The sequence below is a fragment of the Paraburkholderia sp. genome (assembly GCF_035656215.1).
Lineage (GTDB): Bacteria > Pseudomonadota > Gammaproteobacteria > Burkholderiales > Burkholderiaceae > Paraburkholderia.
Genome location: NZ_DASRSY010000129.1, coordinates 1 through 22205 on the forward strand (window position 1 = coordinate 1; position 22205 = coordinate 22205).

The following is a 22205-nucleotide window of genomic DNA, read 5'->3' on the forward strand; positions in this document are numbered from 1 at the left end:
TCGCCCGTGCACTCGCCAGCAAATGCGACGTGGTGATTCAGAACTTCAAGGTTGGCGGCGCCGCAAAACTCGGCCTCTCATACGAAGACCTGAGCGCCGGGCGCGACGATCTGATCTACTGCTCGATTTCAGGCTACGATCCAACCGGTCGCGAAGCGACCCGCCCCGGCTACGACCTGGTGGTACAAGGTGAGGCCGGGCTAATGGGCATGAACGGCGAAGCGAACCAGCCGCCGCTCAAGTTCGGGGTCGCGGTGGTCGATCTGTTCACCGGCATGTATTCCGCACAGGCAATTCTGGCCGCCCTGTTTCAGCGGCAGAGCACCGGCCGCGGCCGCAAAATCGAGATGGCGCTGTATGACTGCGGTCTGATGATCACTTCCTACTACGGACTCGAAGCGTTGCTGCTCGGCGAAGATCCGCCCCGCTACGGCAACGCGCACCCTTCGATTGTGCCGTACGGCGTATTCGATGCGGCCGACGGTCCGCTCGTCATCACCGTTGGCAACAACTCGCAGTTCCAGCGCTTCTGCCGCGAAGTCATCGACCGGCCTGATCTCGCGGCCGATACGCGTTTCCTGACCAACCTCGACCGGTCGAAACATCGGGACGCGTTGTTACCGGAGATCCAGCGCGAATTGCGCGCACGCAATCGCGATGATCTGCTGAAGAAACTCGCTTGCGCGAACATTCCTTGCGGTGAGGTCGCGGGTCTGCACCAGGCATTGACGTCCACGCGCGCGAGGGAATCCGGCCTCGTGGACGAATATGAGCATCCGGCAGCGGGACGTATCGACCTGCTATCGCCCCCTTACCGGTTCGACGGTGAACGACCGCCCGTGCGTCGCATACCGCCGACGTTGGGCGAAGGAACTGCCGAGGTGCTGGGCGTGATGCTCGGACTCCCGGACGAACGATTGCAGGCGTTGAAGCGTTCAGGCGTGATCTGATGTTATCTGATTGCTGGCGTTCGGACTTTGAGTCTCCATGCAGGAGACGGTTATGAAAATCCTGGTGCCAGTGAATTCAGCGCCGCGCCCGAACTGACTGCAGAAATTGTGAACTGAGCCAGGTTGAATTGCATATGGCGTGCTTTGCCACGTCATATGCGTCCCCTCGCCCGATCGAGTCTCCCTGCGGCGAACCGCAGCGAAAACTGCGTCAGCGCACCTCCCGATGCCTTGGTGAAATTGCCGCCCGCTTGCGTGAAAGAAGGGCTATTTTCACGTCACCTAACGCAATACTAATTGCGCCAGCTCCTATCCGACTGCAACTGACAACCCGCACGCCGGGGGACAACGCGCTTTGGTTCAAAGTTCGCCGCGCGTGGCTGTTACTCCGATAGGCGCACGATGCGCCTATCGGCCGACGGGCTTCGATCAACGGTCCGCAGGCGCAGACGCGCGCATAGCGGGCGGGACCGGATGGTCATCGCCCGGAACTGCCGCCGGTTCATCAAAGCGGTCATCGAGCGAGCGATTTGTCGTCTCCTTGCCGAAGAAACCCACGACTGCGGCCTGCACTAGCAGAAGCCCGATTAATGTCAGGGTCACAGCCGTCACACCGCCGCCATACGCGTACAGCACGCTGACCAGTTGAGGCGCAACGATCGATCCTGCCCGCCCCGCCACACTCGCTACGCCACAACCCCGCAGACGCAACTCAGTCGGAAAAAGTTCGGGCACATACGCGGAGAAGCCGAGCGCGCCGCAAAAGTACAGCGCAGTGGTTAGCAACACGCCTACCAGCGTCGTGGATGACACGGTTGCCATTTGCGGATAGATCCATCCCAACAACGCTGCGACGAGCGACATGATCACCACGCCGCGCCTGCGACCCAACCGGTCCGATACGATGCCAGCCAGCGCAATGCCGATCAGGCTGCCCGTTGCCATCAACGCGGAATACCCCAGGGACGTGTGAAGCGTCAGTCCTCTCTTCATCAGAAACGTTGGCAACCAGATGATGAATCCATACACGCCCGCGAGGCCCACCACGTTCAAAGTGATGCCAACGATCGTGGAAATCAGCAAAGGCAATCGGAAGAGATCCCCGAACCGGTAATGTCGAACGCGCTCTGGCGCTGCGGCGACCGGTTCAGGATCCGGCAACGGTCTTCCTTCAGCGCGGATCACTTCGGCTTCAATGCGAGTCACGATTTCGTCCGCTTCTGCATGTCGCCCGACCGACTCCAGCCAGCGCGGCGACTCGGGCATTTTCTTGCGCATCAGCCAGACGACCAGCGCGCCCGCTCCTGCGATTGCGAACATCCAACGCCAGCCCAGATGCGGAATGATCAGATAGCCGAGTGCAGTCGAAATCAGCAGCGACGACGTCGACAGGAAAAAAAGCACTGCGTTCCACCTGCCGCGCGTTGCGGGCGGTACGAACTCCGAAATGGTTGCGTAGCCGACCACGATCTCCGCACCGAGTCCAAGACCCATGATGAAACGCAGCACGATCAACCATGTCATCGACGGCGCAAGCGCCGCCGCGATCGACACGACGCCGAACAGCATCAGATTGAACTGGAACGTGAACCTGCGTCCGTAACGATCACCGAGCCAACCAGCGAAGAACGCGCCGATCAACGCGCCCAGTGCGCCAGCTGACAGGAAGTGTGCATTCGAAGCCATGGTCGCCCATCCGGACGCCACCAACCCAACCATGACACCGCTGGCCATATACAGATCGAACGCATCAAAAAACAAACCCAACCCGATCATCAGCGCGAGGCGTCGATGAAATCGCGACGCGGGTAACCGATCCAGCCTTTGAGCGGCGGTATATTGCATGTCTCCCTCCATAATCTTTGTCGTTGCCTGCTTTTTTCACCGGCGGACTGCTGTGCGATCAGCCCGCCTTCACGAGCCTGTTAGTCGTGTCACTTCGCCGTGCAAAGCGCCATGATTTCGTCGAGCGATCCGGCATTCTCCAGCGATGCGATTTTTTCGATCACCTGACGCGCGGCGTCTTCGCCAATGGCGCGCGTCGCGTTGGACATAAACTTCGCCTCGATCGCCTCACGCGACAACGGCACCTCGGGCGTTCCAAGGCTCATGGCTTTCCGGCTGCGAAGCACGCGGCCATCTTTGAGCGTCACGATCACCTCGCCGGGAAAGTGTTTCGGATAGTCGCTTTGCGGGTCATCGATACAGTGCGTGCGCGCTGCGATTGCAAGGACATCCGGCGCGTCTAGCGGCTCGTCATAGAACGTCGCAAGGTCGACACGCCCCTTCGCCAGTGCGACCGAGACCACGTATTGCACACTGAATAGCGCAGCATACGGCTCGGCGGGTCGAATGCAGCGTTCGCGCGGTTCAGCGACGATCTTGTGCAACGCGCCTGTCAGCGGGCACTCGACTCGCTCGATGTCCTCCAGTGCGAACTGTCCGCGCAATTCGAGCGCAGCATCGACGAACGAGTGAATGAAATGGCAACACGGGTAAGGTTTGAGCGCGATGCCCAGCGTCTGCCAGTGCTTGCCCAGTTCGAACGACGGTAGCGCATCGCCCTCGGGAACGCTTTCGATGTGCGCGGCGTAGAAACCACGTTGCCCCTCCAACACCGTCGCCGGTCCCCTGAAGCCAGCGCCGCCCAGTGCGACGGCGGCGATTCCGCTGTGCGCGGCCCAACCCGGATGCAGGCGTTTGAGCCAGGATTTCTCGCTCACAAGGATGCCGGACGCCATGCTGCCGCACAGCCCCAATGCGGACGTCAGCGCCGCTTCGCCAAGCCCGGACAGACGGCCGGCAGCGGCCGCGGCCGCGAATGTACCGCACAGCGCGGTCGGATGAAATGAGCGCGCATGCAGTTTTCCGGCGCCGACGGTCGCGAGGCGGCAACCGGTCTCCAGCGCGCTGATAAATGCGAGCAGGACTTCCCGTCCGCTTGAGCGATTGGCCTGGCCCGACGCAAACGCGGCAGCCATTGCCTGTGCGCTTGCATGGTAGATTGCGCCGATGTGCGTGTCGTCGAAATCAAGCCCGTGTGCAAGCACGCCGTTGACGAGGGCCGCGGAGCTGGCCGGCAGAGCCGCACCGCTGCCAATGGCCGTCGCCTGCGAGCCGCTGCCCAACGCACAGGCCGCATCGAGTACGACACGGCCAAATTCGAACTGCGTCGAAGCGAGTGCGATGCCAATCACGTCGAGCAAATGCTCCTTGGCGAGTGTGACGACTTCGGGCGGAACCGCGTCGAGCGTCAGGCCCAGCGCGAATCGGGCGATCTGCTCGGACTCGCTTAGCTGGATGTCAGTCCTTCCGGGCTTTTCTGCTGCGCTCGATTCGCCAGTCATGGACTGTCGCTGTGTTGCGTCTACATTCATTGCTTCGTCTCCGGATTCGTCAGTGAATTACCAGTCTTCCAGCCCCTGCGTCTTTCTGTGACATCAATTTCGGCTAGCCCAGGCTGCGTTGTTCAGGATTCTCGCGCGGGAATCATCCTTACGCCGCGGAGGCCCGCAAAGCCTGTCGTGATGAACAGCGGCGACGTGCGCGGGCAAGAGCGTGAACCATTGTTGGGGATTTCCTGCGATTGAACAAATCGCGATGTGCGATACACTTATAACGTTCACCAACTAATCGACGCAAAGTCCAGCATGTCAGTTCGCATCAATCCCCATGATCAGGAAGCAGAGCCTTCGTTGCTGGGAATCGATCTGGTCGAGCTGGAGACCTTCATCGCCGTCGCGGAAGCAGGAAGCTTCAGCATTGCTGCACAGCGATTGCACGTCGCGCAGCCATCAGTGACCGGGCGCGTGCAACGTCTTGAAACCGCACTGGGCACGAAGCTGCTTGAGCGCACCACACGCAGAGTCGAAACCACGCGTGATGGCGCCCTTCTTCTGGCCGAGGCAAATCACGCGCTGCGCGGGTTGCGCAGCGTCGTCGGCAAATTCAGGGAGGGCGCGCGCCTCGCACGGCAACGCGTGGTTGTGGCCGCTACGCCGACGCTCGCCGCGATGACGCTTCCGCAAATCATCAAGAATTATTCGGGCCGCTTTCCGGATGTGCAGGTCGATTTGCGCGATCTGCAATACGCGGATGCGTTAAACGCGCTGGAGACAGGCGCGGCCGATCTCGCCGTGCTCGCGCTGGAAGAACCCGACCGGCGTTTCCGCTTCGAAGCGCTCTGGGCCCGTGACATGGTATTCGTCGCGCCGGCGGGGCATGAACTGTCCGGACATCCTCACATGTCGCTGGAAGACCTTGCGAGTTATCCGCTCATGGTGGTAGAGCAGTATCAGCATATCGTCGCGCGCCTGGCAGAAGCATTGAAGCAACGTGGCTTGCGTCTTCCACAAATCCGGACCGTCAGCAACCTGAACACGCTGGTCGGCATGCTGGAAGCCGAAATGGGCGTTACCTTGCTGCCCCGGTCCACCGCGCAGCGCATCGACCTGGCGAGGCACACCATCATCGAGCTGGATGGCGTAGATCTGCGCCGCAGCTTCGGAATTGTCCTTCCGCTCACCGCCGAGCTTGGCACCGCCGCCAGCAGCTTCTGCGAATTTCTCCGTCAGGCAGCGATCGTCTAGCGATCGTCTAGCGGTTGCCAAGCGCGGTGGCGCGCCGGATCATTCGCCTTTCCGCAAAGCGGCCGCCGGTACGAATACGTGACCGTCCATTAGTTTTCGTGCGGTTCTGCTGAAGCCGAGCCGTCGATAGACCGGTTCGTTCGTGCCCGGCACAAGTTCGCTCTCCACCGCAACGGTCATTACGCCCAGCGGATGCCCGATTCGCAGCAAGCCGGTCGATGCGTCGCATACCGACTGGTGCACGATCGAGCCCCCCACTTGTGACATCGCGGCGGTACACATCGCCCCGGTTCCGGCCATGCTTTCGTGACATCTGTTATAGAAGATCAATCGTGCACGGAGATCCATCGATGCACTGGCCACGTGTGCCCCGTTCGCGTCCGTGTACGAAGCTGCGCCGCCCACTAGCACAACCAGTGGCAAGGCTGGCGATTCTGTTTCGGCGCGCTCCCACCGGGCGCAAAGACCGAGCATGTGCGCCGCCTTGCCGCGCGCTTCGCGGATTGTCGCGAGCAGATGCGCTGATTGATCGATTTCATCAGGACGTTCACTTCCCGTTGCGCCGACGTCCTGCGCACGAATAAAGACGCATGGGTTCGCGACATCTCCGATCGTCACCGCGAGCTCGCGACCATCATCAAGACGGATCGTATCCACGACATGACCAGTCGGCAACGCACGTCCCGTTTTTGCGCCAACCGTATGGCTGTAGTCGAGGTGAATCTCGGCACCGGTGCCGGGCACACCGGGTATAGCGAAATCGCCGGAAACGCGTGCGCGGCCATCGCGTACCGGCACATGGGCGATCAACAGCTTGCCCGTATTGGTGTTGAAAATGCGCACCCTGGTCGTCGGCCCATCGGCCCTCACGAGTCCGCTATCGATAGCGAATGGACCCACACCCGCCGAAATGTTGCCGCAGTTGCTCGTATAGACGACCACACCCCGCCCGGGTGGAACGATCGCGTAGGTATAGTCGACGTCCGCGTCGTCTCTCGCTGATGGCTTGACGATGGCGATCTTTGCAGTAACGAGGCGGGAACCGCCGAGACCATCAATCTGGAGAAGATCCTCGCTTCCCATCACCGCCATCAGGAAAGCATCGCGTTCCGGACCCGGCTTCGGAAGGTCGGCGTCATGAAAGTAAGCGCCTTTGCTCGTGCCCGCCCGCATGAGGGTGCAGGGGACCGAAATCTGATCATAGTGGTCGCTCGATAGCATCATTGGGCCTGAATTCGCGCTGAAAGCTGCCACGCTGCCTCGGCCAGCGCCTGCGGCACCGGACCGTCCCAGTCTGTGCCAAGCCGGTTCGCTTGCGATGTTAGCGACAACGCCATCAGCATATTCCCGCGCGCATCGAAAATCGGCACGCTGAACGCGTTGACCGCCACCTGATGCAGCGGTGAAGGCTCTACCCCGATGACCCGTGCGTATCCCCGTGTTCTCGCTTCCTCTACATCGCGTTCAAAGTCGAGACGGTGTGCCGCTTCGTCCTGGTCCGCGCGTCGCGACAGGCGAAGGTCCTCGCTCACGAACACGCGTGTCTGTTCATCCGGAAGAAATGCAGCAAACGCGCGGCCCGTCGCTGAACGCGTGATGCTCATCACGAGGCCGACGCGTAGCTGGTCGCTGACCGGGTTCGATGAAGGCTCCCAATGGATGGCGGTCGGCCCATGATTGCCCCATACGGCGAGGCACAGCGTGTGTCCGCCCAGCTTTTCCGCCAGAGCTGGCAGCGCCGCTGTGACCAGACGAACCGCCTCGAGTTCCGAAGGCGTCGACGTGCCAAGATTCAACGCGACTGGCCCGAGATCATGCGCGTAGGTCGCCACGTAGCGTCCGCTACCGAACGCGAGGGCGCGACGGTTCGAGTGGCCCATGCGCTCGACACGCCCCACATAGACCACGTGATCGCCGCCGGGGAAACTCGCCACCTTTGCGCATTCGAAATGGGCCGCAACACCGCTCAGCACTGGCGCCCCGCCGAGTCCAGGCCGGTATTCGATACCGCTGAACTTGTCTTCGCGAGACTTCGCAAAATGATTGGAGATCGCAATCTGGTCGTCGGCAAGGATGTTGATCACAAAACGATCACTGTCGCGAAACGCCGGGTAACTGCGGGAAGTCAGTGCCTGGCTCCACAACACGAGCGGTGGATCCAGCGACACCGAGCTGAATGAGTTGGCCGTGACTCCGTGGGTCCCGCCCGCGCCGTCGCACGTGGTGACGACGGTCACACCGGTCACGAATGTGCCAAGCGCATTGCGGAACTGCCGTTGATCAAAGGCATCCGCCGGATCGGCCGAAACAACGGGCACAGTGAATTCGACGGGAGACAACTCGGTTTCGGTACTCACAGCGATGCTCCTTCATGGGTCATGAAGGCAAGTCTAGGCATCGCCTCGCGGATCAACAATTCGCAAGTCGTGATGCCTTAATCAGCCGTTGAAATAAATAGCAGCATGACAACGACGACCCGGCGCCCGCGCTTCAGCCCGCCATTGCTTCGCTCAGGAACCGGCAAAAGCTGCTTGACGAAGCGCTCAACCGCGCGTCGCGGGGCCACACGATGCCGAACGTGCGACGCAGTTCCAGCCCGTCCAGCTCGATCAGCCTGTGGCCGTTCTGGGTGCTTCGGTGCGCCATGACCCTCGGCAGCAACGTCAGCCCGAGGCCCGCGTCGACCATTCCCAGCAATGTGTTCAGATTGCCCACCGCCTTGCACGACGGCGGCTCGAGGCCGCGGGCCTTGAGGGCTTCCGTAATACCCGACATGATCGGCAGATACTGGTCAATTACGAGCAACCGCTGGCCGGCGAGTTCGGCAGGGTCAATGTGCAAACGATCAGCAAACGCATGGTCGGCGGGTGCGATCAACACCATGCCGTCACTGCGCACGGGTTCGAAATGATAGCGGCCGTCGTCGCTCGCGAGGGCCAGTAACGCGAGATCGGCGCGGCCGCTATCGAGTGCTGCGAGCGCATCGGCATATTGCAGGTCGCGTAACTCGACCTCAACGTCCGGAAAGCGCGCCGAATACCGGTGAATGATCGCTGGCAACACCACCGCAGCCAGCATGGGTGTGGCCGCGACGACCACGCGCTGCCGCGCGAGGCGCGCATCCGCACGGAATTCTTCAATGACCCCGCGCAGGCTGCGCAACGCGCGAACTGATTCGGTGAGTAACCGCGCGCCTTGCGGTGTGGTTTCGACCTTGCGTGTGGTGCGGCGTAATAACGCTGTGCCGAGCGCGGTTTCGAGGCGCTGCACACGCCCGGTCACTGCCGGCTGCGTCACGCACAGACGCTCTGCCGCCACACTGAAACTGCCCGCCTCAGCCACCGCGATGAAAGTCTCCAGTTCGAGCAAATCGACCCCGAGCGAAGACGGGAGCATTTCACGATCTGGCGGTTTGGCTGCGCTCGACATAGTGGATGAATAACAGTTGGAGAAGGCGACACACACCTATTAGCGATATTTATAAGTCTATCTCACACCATGATTTGTTCAAGCGGGGGGATTCCCGAAGAATGAATCCACCAACAGCGGCCAGGCGTTGCTGCCCTGTAGTCGGTCAGCTTCACCGAGCCGCACGCGCCGTCGCCGGCATCGAAATCCGTCCCAAGAGTGAAATAAACATGAGTTCGAATCCTCCCCGTCAGATGAGCCTCATCGCCTTCTTGCAGGCGCAGAACTGCACGAACTATGTCGGCTCCTGGCGTCATCCTGCGAGCACCAGCGACTTCATGTCGCCCGAATACTATCAACGTATCGCACGCACGCTGGAAGACGGCCTGTTCGACATGGCGTTCTTCGACGACCGGCTTGCGATGCCGGACATCTACGGCAACGATCACCGCGAAACCGTCGCGCACGGCGTGCGCGCGGTCAAGATGGACCCGACCCCGATCCTGATGGCGATGGCCTCTGCAACGAGCCGCCTCGGCCTCGGTGCAACCTATTCGACAACCTACTACGAGCCGTTTCACGTCGCGCGCCTGTTCGCGACGCTCGATCTGATGACAAAGGGGCGCGTCGCATGGAACGTTGTCACCTCCCTGAACGACTCGGAGGCAGAAAACTTCGGACGCGAGGAGCATCTCGAGCATGATCTGCGCTACGACCGCGCCGACGAGTTCATGGAAGTGGTGATGGGTCACTGGGACACGTGGGAAGACGACGCGCTCATCATCGACAAGGAAAACGACCATTTCGCCGATCCTGACAAGGTGCACCGCCTCGACCACAAAGGCCGCTACTTCAATTCACGCGGACCGCTACCGGTACCGCGCTCTTCGCAGGGTAGCCCCGTGCTGCTTCAGGCAGGACAGAGCGGTCGCGGCATGGCGTTCGCGTCGCGCTGGGCCGATCTCGTGTTCGCTGCATATCCGAACTTCGATACGGGCCGCAAGTTGTATGCGCAACTAAAAGCCGCGCTGGCTGAGGCAGGACGTGATCCGGGATCGGTCAAAATCGCACCAGCGGTAAAGGTCGTCGTGGGGGAAACCGAAGCGCAGGCCAAGGACCGGTTTGAGCTCATCGCGTCGCTCGCGAAGCCGATCGACAGCCTGGCGCTCCTGTGCGAGGTGCTTAACGTCGATTTCTCGACGCGCCCCTACGAGGAACCTTTCACGGATGAAGAACTCGCTTCGGTCTCATGGCACAGCCTGCGCGATCGCGTGATCCAGAAGAGCGGCAAGCGCAATCCGTCGGTGCGTGACTTCGTCGAACATTCGGGTCGCGGCACCATTAACGAGGGTCCTGCCTTCGTCGGCACCGCCAGGCAGGTCGCCGACGAAATGGAGGCCTGGTTTGGTGGTGCCTGCGACGGCTTCGTCATCCAGGCGTTGTCGACACCTGGAACATACGAGGATGTCGTGCGCATGGTTGTGCCCGAACTGCAGCGACGCGGGCTGTATCGCAAGTCGTATCCGGGTACCACGCTGCGTGACACGCTAGGGCTCGCGAAACCGGCACCCGGCGCCTGGCGCCGAAGCGCGTGAAGGAGCTGCACATGCGCGAAATCAGGATTCTTACACCCGTGGGTATGCTCGGTTACGGTATCCCCGAAGCGGACTTCCAGCGCGGCATTGACGCGGGCGCGCATGCGATCGTTGTTGATTCCGGCTCGACCGATCCCGGCCCTTACCAGCTTGGACTCGGCTCGACACTGGTCTCGTCCGAAGCCTATTCTCGCGATCTGCGCGTCATGCTGAAAGCGGTGTCCGAACGCAGAATCCCGCTGCTCATCGGCTCGGCCGGCGGCCCCGGTCTTGATATGCACGTGGACAGCATCGCTACGACGATTCGCGAGATCGGCACAGAATTTGGCCGGCCGCTGAAGATCGCAAAGATCTATGCGGACGTAAAACACGCCACGGTGCACCGCCGTTTCGACGACGGCCGCATCGTGCCGTGTGCCTCGGCGCCGGCCCTGACATCGGACGACATCGACAGCTCGACGCATATCGTCGCGCAGATGGGCGCCGAACCTATCCTGGACGTGCTGCGCCGGTATCCGGACGTCGACGTGATCGTCGCGGGCCGCGCCTACGATCCCGCGCCCTTCGCTGCGTTTTGCATGCTCCACGACATCGAACCCGGTGTGTACTGGCACATGGGCAAGATCATGGAATGCGGCGGTCTCTGTGCGGAGCCCAAAGGCAAGGTGATTCTCGCGACTATCCGGCGCGACAGCTTCGATCTCGAACCGATGAGCCCGCTCGAACGCTGCACGACCGCGTCGGTAGCGGCTCACACGTTGTATGAAAAAACGCGTCCGGATCTGTTGCCCGGCCCCGGAGGCGTGCTGGATCTGGGCGGCTCCAGCTATGAACAGCTGGACGAGCGGCGCGTGCGCGTAAGCGGTAGCGTGTTCCGCCCGTCGCCGACCTATCAGGTGAAGCTGGAAGGCGCGGCAGTGGTCGGGTATCGAACGATTTTTGTGGGCGGCATTCGCGATCCGATCCTGATCGGCCAGATCGACGACTTTCTCGCGTCGGTGCGCGAACGGATGATGGGCGTGTTCGAGGCGCTACGCACTGGCGAGGCCGCGCTTCATTTTCATGTGTATGGCAGGAACGGCGTGATGGGCGAGCTGGAACCGCTCAAGGACCGCTTACCGCATGAGGTTGGACTTCTCGCGGAGGTCACTGCTCCAACCCAGGCACAGGCGAGCGCGATCTGCGGTTTGACGCGCGTCGCAGTCCTGCACCTGCCCTACCCCGGCCAGATGTCGACAGGCGGCAACTTCGCGATTCCGCTGAATCCGCCGGAAAACCCGCTTGGGCCAGTCTGCAGGTTCTCGATCTATCACCTGATGGAAGTCGACTCGCCGTGCGAACTGTTTCCCGCACACCTTATGGAGACCTGACGATGGATACGTTAAGAGAACTCGCGCAGGTCATCCGCAGCAAGAACTCAGGGCCATTCGAAATCACCTTCGACGTGATCTTCGCGAACACGGCGCACTACGAGCGCGTGAAAGCGAGCGGCGTGCTGACGCCGGAACTAGTGTGTCGTCTCTACAACGTCGAGCCATCGGAGATCATCGCCTTCATGTTTTTCGATCCCGCGCGGGCGTTCAAATTTTCACTGCGACGCGGATGGGCGCAGGGCAGCGTCAATGAACGCGACACGTTCGGCGCGCAGCAACACGTGCCACTGATGGACATCGCCATTCCCTGATACGCCGCAGCGAACCGATAACAGAACAGAAAGGAGACAAACCATGAATCTGGACAGAAACGCCATACCCGGAACACGCGCATTGTCGGGTGCATCCCACTCCACTGTGAGCACGGGACCGGCGGAGGCGGAGCGCATCGCCCGTTTTGTCACGGGACTGACGCTCGAGGACATTCCCGCCGACGTGCTGCAACTCGCAAAGGAGCATCTACTCGACGTGCTGGGCATCGCGCTCGCGTCGACCCGCTTCGACTTCGGCAGCGTTGTGCTCGACGCCGCGCATGCGCTTGGCAATGGCACCGAGGCTACCGCGATCGGCAGCGGCGCGAAGTTGCCCGCGCCGTCCGCAGCACTTGTCAACGGCGTCCTCGCGCACGGACTCGACTTCGACGACACGCACATCGGCGCCATCTATCATGCGAGTGCGCAGGCGATGGCCGCCTCGTTCGCGGCCGGCGAGGCGAATCGCGCGAGCGGGCGCGAGGTCCTGATTGCCTTCGTCAGTGCACTGGAGATTGGCTGCCGACTGGCCACAGTTGGCGCGGGGCAATTCCATGACCGGTCGTTTCATCCCACGGCGCTGTGCGGCACCTTCGCTTCGGCAGTGGCAGCCGGACGTCTCGGGAAACTCGACGAGGGTGCGCTGACGTCCGCGCTGGGCCTGTGTGGCAGCATGGCAGCCGGCATTCTGGTCGCCGAAAAATCCTGGCTCAAACGCCTGCACCCGGGATGGGCCGCACATAGCGGGCTTGCCGCCGCCGCGCTCGGCAAAGCGGGTTTCAAAGGGCCGGCCGCAGTATTCGAGTCCGCACGTGGATTCTATGCCGCGCACATTGAATCCACGCCGGAAGGCGACGATGCACCAAGTTTCGAACTGGGTCAGCATTGGCAGGCACTCGGCATCGCGCTCAAGCCTTATCCGTGCTGCCACTTTATTCATTCCTTCGTCGACGCGGCGCTCGAGTTGCGCGGCCAGTTCGAGCTGGAAGACATCAAACGGATCGACTGCCCCCTCAGCGGCCCCCTGCACAAGATCGTCGCCGAGCCTCGCGAACGTTGTATCTATCCGGCGGACCCCTATGCCGCGCTGTTCAGCGTGCAGTACGTGGTCGCGGTAGCGCTGGCGCGCGGCCGGGTCGACCTGGCGACGTTTCACGATGAGCCGCTCGATGCGGCCGACGTGCGCGCACTCGCCGAAAAAACATACTGCACCGATGACCCGCATAGCGACTTCCCGCAACACTTCCCTGGCGAAGTGATCGTGACGCTGAAAGACGGTCGCGTATTCAGTTGCCGCAAGGCGACCAGCCTCGGCACGCCGGACGTGCCGCTCTCGCGCGCGGCGCTTGAGTCCAAGTTCCTCGCCAATGCGACCCGCGTGATAAGCCGCGACGCCGCGATGGAACTCATTGCACATATCGACGCCATCGAACACGCCGATACGCTCGACGGAATCTTCGCGCTGTGCACGGCGGGGTAAGTGGTCTGAACCCGCAGAAGTCACGGCATATACATCTATAAAAAAACGGAGACGAAATGAAAGTGAAGTATCTGGCTGGAGCAATGGTGATATTCGGATCGACCGGCGCGGTGGCGCAATCGAGCGTCACACTGTACGGTCTCACTGACATCAGCGTGCAGTATCTGACGCATGTCAATCGCGCCGGCGATTCCGTCATACGCGCGGGGACAGGAGGGCTGTCGGAAAGCCGCTTTGGCATGTATGGCAGCGAAGACCTCGGGGGCGGCAATGCGGCCATTTTCCATCTCGAGAACCGTTTCAACCTGAACAACGGGCAGTCGGACCCCGCGTTGCCGTTCTGGAATACGGCCTTCGTCGGGCTCAGGTCAGCTTCGCTTGGAAGCCTCACGATGGGCCGCCAGACTAACGTGCTCATCGACACCGTGACGCGCACCTACGCGTCCAATCCGTGGGTGCCGTACGACTTCGCGTTCCAGCCGGAAATCACGATGCTTGGCGGCATCTGGTCGAGCAACATGGCGAAATACGCGATCAAACTGGGCGATGTTATTGGGGAGGCTTCGTATGCCTTTGGCGGCGTAGCGGGCAACACATCATATGGCTCGCAACTCGCGGTCGGCGTTGCGTACGTACCCGCCGCACCGGTGCGACTGGGAGCGGGCTACATGGATTCGCGCGACACGGCCAACGGCGCCCATTCGAAGTCCTGGACAGCAGGCGCGTCCTACACGTGGCAAAGCACCCAATTCCACGTGGGTTACTTCGAAGACCGGCTTGATGCGGGTTTTCAGCAATATCTGAATGGACCCTTCACCGCCGCCGCGCTCACCGCGTTGAAATTTACGGATTTCAGCTCGAGACGCATGTTCAGCGCGGGCGTCGTCCACTCGTTTTCGTGGCCGCTACGCCTGTCGTTCAACTACTGGAGAACACTCCAGACAGGCAAGACCGCCCGCCTCGACGGCAACGCGTCACAGTTCGAACTGGTGGCCGACTACAACCTGTCGAAGCGCACTGACGTGTACCTCGAAGGCAACTACGCACTCTATCGCGGCGACCTGATCGGTGCCCAGATTCAGGGTGTGAACGGTGTCGGCACCTCGGCGAAAGGCACGCAACTTGGGCTTATGGCCGGCCTGCGGCATCAATTCTGATTGTGGCTGGCGCGGCTGTTGAGTGCGCCGCCCACGTGTTACGACTTGTGATGAACGGCCTGGCAATGGGAGATAGCGTGAATACAGAACAGGCTTTATCGGCCCCACCCGAGCAGCTAGCCGTGCGCTGTGTACTGATGCGCGGCGGCACCAGCAAGGGGCTTTATTTCCATGAGGCGGATCTTCCAGCGTCAGGACCACGACGCGATCGTCTTCTCAGACGGGCGATGGGAACCCCCGACGGAATGCAGATCGACGGCCTTGGCGGCTCACGGCTGGTGACCTCCAAGGTAGCAATCATCGGGCGCTCCACAAGGCCAGATACGGATGTCGATTACACGTTCGCGCAACTGGAGATCGAACGCGACGGTATCGGCTACGACGGCAATTGCGGCAACATCTCTGCGGGCGTCGGTCCGTTCGCCGTCGACGAAGGGCTCGTCGTTGCCACCGAGCCAGTCACGACAGTGAGGATATTCAACACGAACACCGGCAAGATGCTGCGCGCACAGGTTCCGGTGGCGCATGGCAAGGCCCGTGTGACCGGCGATTGCCGGATCGCCGGTGTGCCCGGCACCGGCGCGGAGATCCTGATGGACTATACGGACACGATTGGCGCGCGCACGGGGAAACTGTTGCCGACCGGGAATCCTGCGGACCGCGTCGAACTGGAGGACGGTAGCGTCGTGCAGGCCACACTCTGCGATGCGGGCAATCCGTGTGTGTTTGTTCACGCGCGCGACGTCGGACTCGAAGGCAATGAACTGCCCACCGAAATCATGACAAATCAGGCCGCGCTCACGCGTATTCTTGAAATCCAGTCGAAGGCAAGTGTTCTGCTTGGCTTCCACGACGACTGGCGCAAAGCGGTCAAGGTGGGATTGCCGCTGTTCGTATTGGTGGCGCAGACAGCCCGCTACGCGCGCACTTCCGACGACCAGCAGGCAGCTGACAGCTTCGACCTGCACGCGCGTCTGCTTTTTCTCGGTAAATGCCATGACAGCATGGCCGGCACAGGAGCGATCTGTACCGCCGCTGCGTCTCGCATACGAGGCTCTGTTGTGGCGCAAGTGCTGTCCGAAAACAGCCGCGCGCTGCGGCAGTTGCGGATCGGCCACCCGCTCGGCGTCATGGAGATAACCGTCGAAACGGAAGTGCCGGGCGGCGACGTGCCAGTGCGGTTCATCGCACTGGGTTTCGGCCGCACGGCGCGGCGCCTGATGGACGGGTGTCTGTATGTGCCGAGCGCCGACTTCGATAGCCTCGCCGACGAGCCGTGCGGCATGCGCAGCAACTGAACCAGGATTAATCGCAGAACAACCAGAAGGGAATCCCGATGAAAACAATCTACCTGCTACGCGTCCTGAGCGTGATCGCGTGCCTCACAGCGGTGCCATGTTCGTTCGCGCAATCCAGTGACGTTGCGTCAACGCCGAATGCAGCGCCCCCGGCAAAAGTTGACAGGAAAGCCATGCGCAAGGCCGACCGCAAGCTTAGCGCGGACGTGCGCCACGCGCTGGGCAAAACCAGGGGCATTGATGTCACCAATATCTTCGTTCGCGCGCGCAGCGGTGCGATCACGCTGACGGGGTCGGTACCGGACAGCGCGCAGATCAGCAAAGCCGAGGAAGTCGCCCGCGGCGTAGCCGGCGTCACATCAGTGACAAGCAAAATCTCGATGCAGGCCCAGAACTACTAGACGATACCGCAAGCGCGCGGCCGCATAGGTGGTCGCGCACCGTCCGTACGCAGGTGTCGAAGGAAGCCGTTAAAGGGGGGTGGCGGCGGCCAGAACGGCGCGCCGGCCATCTCCCAAAAACGACGAAGCCGCGGCCGGAAAGTCCCCCGGATATCCAGCTCGTCCGGCGCCGCCCGCTTCAAAGGTTTATGCCAGGGGGCAGGGCACACCTCATTGCGCGCCTGATGCAGCCGTGTCTGACGCGCCCTTGGCGTGCGGGTCCTTTTGCGGCATACGGGTGGGCGATTTCATCGTGTTCGAGCCCTTCGATGTCGAGGTCGTTCCTGCCGTCCCGCCGCTGTTAGGCGTGCTCATACCGGTGCCTCCCTGTCCGGCAGTGCCGCCTCCCGCTCCACCCGTCCCACCGCCCCCGGCGCCCCCTGATCCTTGCGCGAACGCAGACCCGGCGAACGCGAACAGAAATGCCGAACAAACTACCGCTTTCCGTGTTGCTTTCATTTTGCCTCCCTAAGTAACTTTAGCGCCAGGCGGGTTTAACGTGCAGACCTGGCTGCGCACGAACACCCGTTTTTCTAGATATCGTTCTGCCGTGGTTCGTCGGCAACGTGCGTAGCTGACCAGTATGGATCGCGGTTGTAATACTGGTGGACCGTACTACCCCACGCGGCATCCGCCATCGACGGCCAGTGGTCCTTGTCAAACCCGGGGTCTTCCTTGATGCGCTGGGCGGTGATACTGACGCGAAAGCATTGCGCGTTAGTATCGAGGGTCAGTGCGCTCCAGGGTATAGCGTGCAGGTTCGTGCCCATCCCAAGGAAGCCACCTTCAGACAACACCGCGTACGCGACTCTGCCGCCACGTACGTCAAGCATGATGTCCGAAATCTTGCCGACGTCTTCCCCGTCCGACGAGATCACTTTCGTGCCCTTGAGCGTCGACGCGGCCATTACATCCGGGCCGGGCCCCTCCCCCTCTCCGCCACCAACGATCTGCGCGCCGCTGCCGGACACGCTGCCCCTCGGATCCAATGTGCTCATGATGTACTCCCGAATATCAGGTTGAGAACCTTTATCCGCAACGAATATGCCCGCGCGCGTGGCCCGTCGCGACACGTCATGCGCGTCGTCGATCGCCACAAGACCCGCGCCATGTCCGGCACGCGCCCCAACCAGTGGCGTCGCGCTACTTCTCGCTGCTGCCACTTGCTATGAAATCCCGACGAAGGGCCGTTGTAACTACCATACCCAATGCAGCCCCCTGATTGAGACATCGTGCACTCAAGCCCGATGTGAATGACGCTCGGCGATTGTCGCCGCCGACGGCCGGGATTTCGCCCAGCCGTCGGCGGCGCGGCGATTCCTAATGCCAAAACAGCGCGATCAGGATAATGATAGGAATTGGCACCCCGAGCAGGTAAAGAAGAATCGACCGCATATAAGCCCCCTTCGAACAAGGAATTGAAGTTTCAGTCAGACCTCGCGTACGCGGCCACCGTAGGTCGCCGTCAGGCTGGCCGAAAACGCGCCCAACAGAAGCGAGATGAACAGCCACAACGACGCGCCGATAGTGACCTTGCGCGCCTTGTCGGCGGCATTTTTAGCGGCGGCATCGAGCGCCGTGATTTTCTGCAACAAGCGGGTATAGGTCGTCGTCACGCGGGCCTGCGCGGCGTTCGGCGCAAGGCCCGTGCGCTGAGCAACGAGCTGGCTTAAATATGAAGTATCTTCCGGCGACAATTGATCGCCCGTTGCCGCACTGTTGAGGAAGATGCGTGCCGTTTCCACGCGCGCTGGTTCGCTGCTCCCCGTCGTCGTCGCGAGCGCGGCGAGTGGCAAACCGGCTGGCATCCGGAACAGCGAATCGACAAAGTAGCCGAGCGGCCAACTATTCATCCCGGCCACCGCATTGCCGCGTTGCATCGTCCCCATCGTGACGGAGCTGCCCTCCGCGCCAGTTGTCGCGGCGGCCTGCGCGCCAACCCGCACAATGCCCGACACGGCCGATGACAGTATGGCTGCCGTGAAAAGCGTTGCCACGGCCCAGCTCAGGAATCCGTGCGCGGTGTCCCGAAAGTGGATTTCATCGGCATCGACTGCCAACCAGCGGCGGCGTAGCCGTCCCGCCAGGTAGCCGCCTAATCCCGACGTAAGAATCGAAGTCACGCAAACCCAGGCTACTGCCGCAAACCCAAATGCTTTTGCATTCGAGGCGCCCGTCGACCACGGCGAAATCGACGTTAGACCGAGGCCCGTGCCCAATGTCAGCAGGATCAGCGCGAACGCGGCCGCACCGACTCCCCCGGCAAGCACGGCGCCCCATGAGACCGCACCCCCGTGTTGATGGACGAACAGCGCCGGATCGTTCGCGGCCAGCGTACGGTCCGCCGGATCGTTTGTGTGGTTCATTGACGGCCTCCATGTCTTCGTCGATTCCAAAACGTCGCTATGCCTATGCATCCGGCACCATCGTGACGCCATGCGGTAAATCATCTGCACGGACAGCATTTTTTGTGCCGCCCGGCATCGGCGACATCCCGGGGAAGCACTTCGGTTTGACGACTGTCATTCCCGGCGGCTTTTCCAACGACGGCTACCAATTTTCAGCCGGACTGAGAAAGACGCAATGGCAACCACGTCGAAGGGCTGCCACCTTTCTGGCATGCGCCGTCGGCATCCAGCAATACCGCGTAATGGAAGCTTTGGTCTACTGTTGGGACGTGATCCGGTCATCGCCGTTTGCATTGACAATGTTGCCGTTCGCGCCAGCGCGCGCGTGATCTCGTATAAGCGTCAGGCCTGTGTTCACTAATGCAATATGAGAAAACGCCTGCGGGAAGTTTCCAACAAGCCGACGCGAACGGACATCATATTCTTCGGATAGCAAACCGACGTCGTTCCTCAGGCCGAGTAAGCGCTCAAAGAGCGCTCGGGCCTGGTCGCGCTTACCTTGCAGGAACAGGTTGTCGGCGAGCCAGAAGCTGCAGGCGAGAAAGGCGCCCTCGCCTTCGCCAAGTCCGTCGTCGGCGTGCTCGGGACGATAGCGGAAGACGAGGCCGTCGGTCATCAGATGCTGTTCAATCGCGGCCACCGTGCCCTGCATGCGGGGGTCGTGCGGCGATATGAAGCCCACGAGCGGCAGCAGCAACAGACTCGCATCGAGTTCGCTGCCGCCATACACCTGCGTGAATGAGTTGAGGCCAGTCCTGAAGGCGTGGCAACAGACGTCGGCGTGGATCCGGTCGCGCAACTGTTCCCACTCGCGCACCGGCGCATCCTGATGGAATTGCGCCGCTGACCTGATGGCGCGGTCCACCGCGACCCAGGCCATCACCTTGGAAACGGTATAGTGCTGCGGCTTGCCGCGGCTCTCCCAGATGCCCTGATCGGGTTGCTGCCAGACCTGCGCGAGGTGCTCCACGAGTTCGTCCTCGAGCGTCCACGCGGCGCCGTCTGGGCCGAGACCCGCGCGACGCGAGAGGTATAGCGCGTTCATCACTTCACCGAAGACATCGAGTTGCAACTGCCCGACCGCGCCATTGCCGAACCGTACGGGCTTCGCCCCCTGGTAGCCATCGAGCCACGGACACGCCCACTCGGTCACATGCCTTGCTCCGTCGATGGTGTAAAGAATCTGCAACTGCGACGGCGCACCGGCGACCGAACGCACCAGCCAGTCGCGCCAGCGCCGCGCCTCATCGGGATAGCCGCCTCGCAGTAGCGCAAGCAAGGTCAGGCTCGCGTCGCGCAACCAGCAAAAGCGGTAATCCCAGTTGCGCGAGCCGCCCAGATGTTCCGGCAACGAGGCGGTCGGCGCCGCGACGATCGCGCCGCCCGGTTCATAGATCAGCGCCTTGAGGGTGATGAGTGAGCGGTTGAGCGCGTCTTCGTATGGCCCCTGGGTGTCCGCCTGGGCTGACCATGCCTCCCAGAACGCTGTCGTGATCGACAACTGACGCTGTGCGTCGTTGCATGCGGGTTGTATGTCACGGGTATCGCTGTAGTTCAGAACGAATGACACGCACTCGCCCGCGGCTACCCCAAAGCGACCCAGGACGCTACCGGCTTCGTCGCGCAACGCTGCGGATGTGTGCAGCGTCAGCTTGTTCGGTCCGCACATGATCGAGAGGCCGTTTCCGTCGTCGCGCCGGCGGATCGCGGGAATCGCGCGCCCATAATCGAAGCGCGCCGCCAACTGCATGTCGAACTCAATGCTTCCGGCCTCCCCGAAGACCATGCGAATCAGTTGCGGGCATTCCGCGCGCATCGGCATGAAGTCGACCAAAGTGGCCGTGCCGGTGGCCGTCCTGAAACGGGTTTCGAGAATCAGCGTGGAACCGCGATAGCGGCGCGTAACGTCTGTAGACTCCTGCGCCGGCGTGATCTGCCATCGGCCATTGTCTGCGTGACCGAGCAGCGCGGCAAAGCAGGTATCGGAATCAAAGCGCGGCCAGCACATCCAGTCGATAGAGCCATTGCGCGCTACCAGTGCCGCGGCGTGACCGTCGCCGAGCAGTGCATAGTCCTCGATGTTCGATGCCATAGGGATGACCCGCATGATGGTGTGTGAACGGCGGAGCGCGGTCGCGCGCGATGCGGTGCGTCCGCGGTGTCCGGCGGCATAGGGAAGACACGCCAGCCTATTTGCGGCGAATGGCCAGCAGCGTCGCGATAAGCCCGGTCGCCGCGCCGGCCAGCAACCAGTTGCGATTCTGGTCGAGCCACAACGCGGTACTCGATGCACTCGCGCGATCGCTGAACGGTCCGTGGGTCGCGTGCAAACCGGGCACCGGATTCCAGAGATTCGAAGGACGATCGCCGGCCACGGTGCGGTCCTGCATTTGCGCGCTATAACCGGCATGCGCAAGGTAACGGTCAAGCAGGCCCGCGATGAATTTGTTTGCCCAGATCGCTTTGATCGTGGACGAACCGACATAGAGTTCGCGGCGCCGGTGAGCAGCGGCCCATACGACGGCACGCGCGGCGACTTCCGGCTGGTAGATCGGCGGCACGGGTTGCGGTGGGTGCGGCAGCAGGCACTCAGCCCACTCGAACTGCGGCGTGTTCAGCGCGGGCATCTGCACCATCGTCAGATGGACGCGGCTGCGGTCATGCATCAGTTCACTGCGCACCGAGTCCGTGAAGCCACGAATCGCGTGCTTGGCGCCGCAATAGGGCGACTGCAACGGAATCGACCGGTAGGCGAGTGCCGAGCCGACCTGCACGATCATGCCTCGGTTTCGAGCGCGCATCCGACGCAGTGCGGACATCGTGCCCCAGACGTAACCCAGGTACGTGACCTCTGTCGCGCGCCGATACTCATCCGGCGAAATGTCATGCAACGGCGCGAACACCGTCGTCATCGCGTTGTTCACCCAGACGTCTATCTCGCCCAACTCGGTTTCCGCGCGCGTCGCGGCAGCCTCGACCGCGGCCGGGTCCGAGACGTCCAGTGCGATCGCCATCGCCTGCCCGCCGAGTTCTTCCACCTCGCGGCGCACGTCGTCAAGCGCTGCTTTGTCGCGACCGATGAGGGCGATTTTTGCTCCCTGTCGCGCGAATTCGTGGGCGCTCGCGCGGCCCACGCCAGCGCTCGCCCCGGTTATAACGACGGTCATGCCATTTCTGATCGCTTTCATTTCTGCCT

General features: G+C 61.9%; 20 protein-coding genes. 10 read left to right on the plus strand and 10 right to left on the minus strand.

Going from position 1 to position 22205, the window contains the following annotated elements:
• A partial coding sequence (locus tag VFE81_RS07425) for a CaiB/BaiF CoA-transferase family protein (protein ID WP_325043976.1) occupies positions 1-950 on the plus strand: 950 nt, incomplete at its 5' end.
• Positions 951-1379: 429 nt separating this feature from the next.
• Here VFE81_RS07425 and VFE81_RS07430 read toward each other — a convergent pair.
• Together VFE81_RS07430 and VFE81_RS07435 are read right to left on the minus strand one after the other, a co-directional pair.
• Positions 1380-2795, minus strand: a complete 1416-nt coding sequence (locus tag VFE81_RS07430; protein WP_325043977.1) for an MFS transporter — start codon at positions 2793-2795, stop codon at positions 1380-1382.
• An 89-nt stretch (positions 2796-2884) separates the two neighbouring features.
• A complete protein-coding gene (locus VFE81_RS07435) occupies positions 2885-4327 on the minus strand; it encodes an MmgE/PrpD family protein (protein ID WP_325043978.1) in 1443 nt (480 codons plus the stop codon).
• Between the two features lie 273 nt (positions 4328-4600).
• Here VFE81_RS07435 and VFE81_RS07440 point away from each other — a divergent pair, with 273 nt between their 5' ends.
• Positions 4601-5539, plus strand: a complete 939-nt coding sequence (locus VFE81_RS07440; protein ID WP_325043979.1) for a LysR family transcriptional regulator — start codon at positions 4601-4603, stop codon at positions 5537-5539.
• Positions 5540-5578: 39 nt separating this feature from the next.
• Here the strand turns inward: VFE81_RS07440 and VFE81_RS07445 are convergent, their stop codons facing one another.
• The 3 genes from VFE81_RS07445 to VFE81_RS07455 all read right to left on the minus strand — a co-directional run bounded on the left by VFE81_RS07445 (position 5579) and on the right by VFE81_RS07455 (position 8935).
• Positions 5579-6763: a 2-methylaconitate cis-trans isomerase PrpF family protein gene (locus VFE81_RS07445; RefSeq protein WP_325043980.1), complete on the minus strand. Its 1185-nt coding sequence runs from the start codon at positions 6761-6763 to the stop codon at positions 5579-5581.
• Positions 6760-7896 carry a flavin reductase gene (locus VFE81_RS07450; RefSeq protein WP_325043981.1) on the minus strand — a complete coding sequence of 379 codons (1137 nt, stop codon included), beginning with the start codon at positions 7894-7896 and terminating at the stop codon, positions 6760-6762. The genes VFE81_RS07445 and VFE81_RS07450 overlap by 4 nt, the downstream gene beginning before the upstream one ends.
• 133 nt (positions 7897-8029) lie before the next feature.
• Positions 8030-8935, minus strand: a complete 906-nt coding sequence (locus VFE81_RS07455; protein ID WP_325043982.1) for a LysR family transcriptional regulator — start codon at positions 8933-8935, stop codon at positions 8030-8032.
• Positions 8936-9177: 242 nt separating this feature from the next.
• Here VFE81_RS07455 and VFE81_RS07460 point away from each other — a divergent pair, with 242 nt between their 5' ends.
• From VFE81_RS07460 to VFE81_RS07490, 7 genes are all read left to right on the plus strand, one after another.
• A complete protein-coding gene (locus VFE81_RS07460) occupies positions 9178-10542 on the plus strand; it encodes an LLM class flavin-dependent oxidoreductase (protein WP_325043983.1) in 1365 nt (454 codons plus the stop codon).
• An 11-nt stretch (positions 10543-10553) separates the two neighbouring features.
• The gene (locus VFE81_RS07465) at positions 10554-11912 is read left to right on the plus strand and encodes an acyclic terpene utilization AtuA family protein (protein WP_325043984.1); all 1359 of its coding nucleotides are present in this window, start codon (positions 10554-10556) and stop codon (positions 11910-11912) included.
• A gap of 2 nt (positions 11913-11914) precedes the next feature.
• Positions 11915-12226, plus strand: a complete 312-nt coding sequence (locus tag VFE81_RS07470) for a DUF4387 domain-containing protein (RefSeq protein WP_325043985.1) — start codon at positions 11915-11917, stop codon at positions 12224-12226.
• Between the two features lie 43 nt (positions 12227-12269).
• Positions 12270-13706 (plus strand): MmgE/PrpD family protein, encoded by a 1437-nt coding sequence (locus VFE81_RS07475; protein WP_325043986.1) that lies wholly within the window; start codon positions 12270-12272, stop codon positions 13704-13706.
• Between the two features lie 56 nt (positions 13707-13762).
• Positions 13763-14863, plus strand: coding sequence for a porin (locus VFE81_RS07480; RefSeq protein WP_325043987.1), 1101 nt, complete (start codon positions 13763-13765; stop codon positions 14861-14863).
• A 65-nt stretch (positions 14864-14928) separates the two neighbouring features.
• Positions 14929-16161: a 2-methylaconitate cis-trans isomerase PrpF family protein gene (locus tag VFE81_RS07485; RefSeq protein ID WP_325044019.1), complete on the plus strand. Its 1233-nt coding sequence runs from the start codon at positions 14929-14931 to the stop codon at positions 16159-16161.
• A gap of 173 nt (positions 16162-16334) precedes the next feature.
• Entirely contained in the window at positions 16335-16562 is a 228-nt protein-coding gene (locus tag VFE81_RS07490) for a BON domain-containing protein (RefSeq protein ID WP_325043988.1), read from the plus strand.
• A gap of 210 nt (positions 16563-16772) precedes the next feature.
• On the opposite strand, the gene VFE81_RS07495 is transcribed toward VFE81_RS07490, so the two are convergent.
• The 3 genes from VFE81_RS07495 to VFE81_RS07505 form a co-directional block, all read right to left on the minus strand.
• Positions 16773-16916 (minus strand): hypothetical protein, encoded by a 144-nt coding sequence (locus VFE81_RS07495; RefSeq protein WP_325043989.1) that lies wholly within the window; start codon positions 16914-16916, stop codon positions 16773-16775.
• Between the two features lie 218 nt (positions 16917-17134).
• Entirely contained in the window at positions 17135-17599 is a 465-nt protein-coding gene (locus VFE81_RS07500; RefSeq protein ID WP_325043990.1) for a PRC-barrel domain-containing protein, read from the minus strand.
• Between the two features lie 432 nt (positions 17600-18031).
• Positions 18032-18967, minus strand: coding sequence for a hypothetical protein (locus VFE81_RS07505; protein ID WP_325043991.1), 936 nt, complete (start codon positions 18965-18967; stop codon positions 18032-18034).
• 11 nt (positions 18968-18978) lie between these two features.
• Between VFE81_RS07505 and VFE81_RS07510 the strand changes: the two genes are divergently transcribed.
• On the plus strand, positions 18979-19338 hold the full coding sequence (locus tag VFE81_RS07510) for a hypothetical protein (RefSeq protein WP_325043992.1): 360 nt from the start codon (positions 18979-18981) through the stop codon (positions 19336-19338).
• Here VFE81_RS07510 and VFE81_RS07515 read toward each other — a convergent pair.
• Positions 19266-21101 (minus strand): glycoside hydrolase family 15 protein, encoded by a 1836-nt coding sequence (locus VFE81_RS07515; RefSeq protein ID WP_325043993.1) that lies wholly within the window; start codon positions 21099-21101, stop codon positions 19266-19268. The genes VFE81_RS07510 and VFE81_RS07515 overlap by 73 nt on opposite strands.
• Positions 21102-21198: 97 nt before the next feature.
• Entirely contained in the window at positions 21199-22197 is a 999-nt protein-coding gene (locus VFE81_RS07520) for an SDR family oxidoreductase (RefSeq protein WP_325043994.1), read from the minus strand.
• Between the last annotated feature and the right edge of the window lie 8 nt (positions 22198-22205).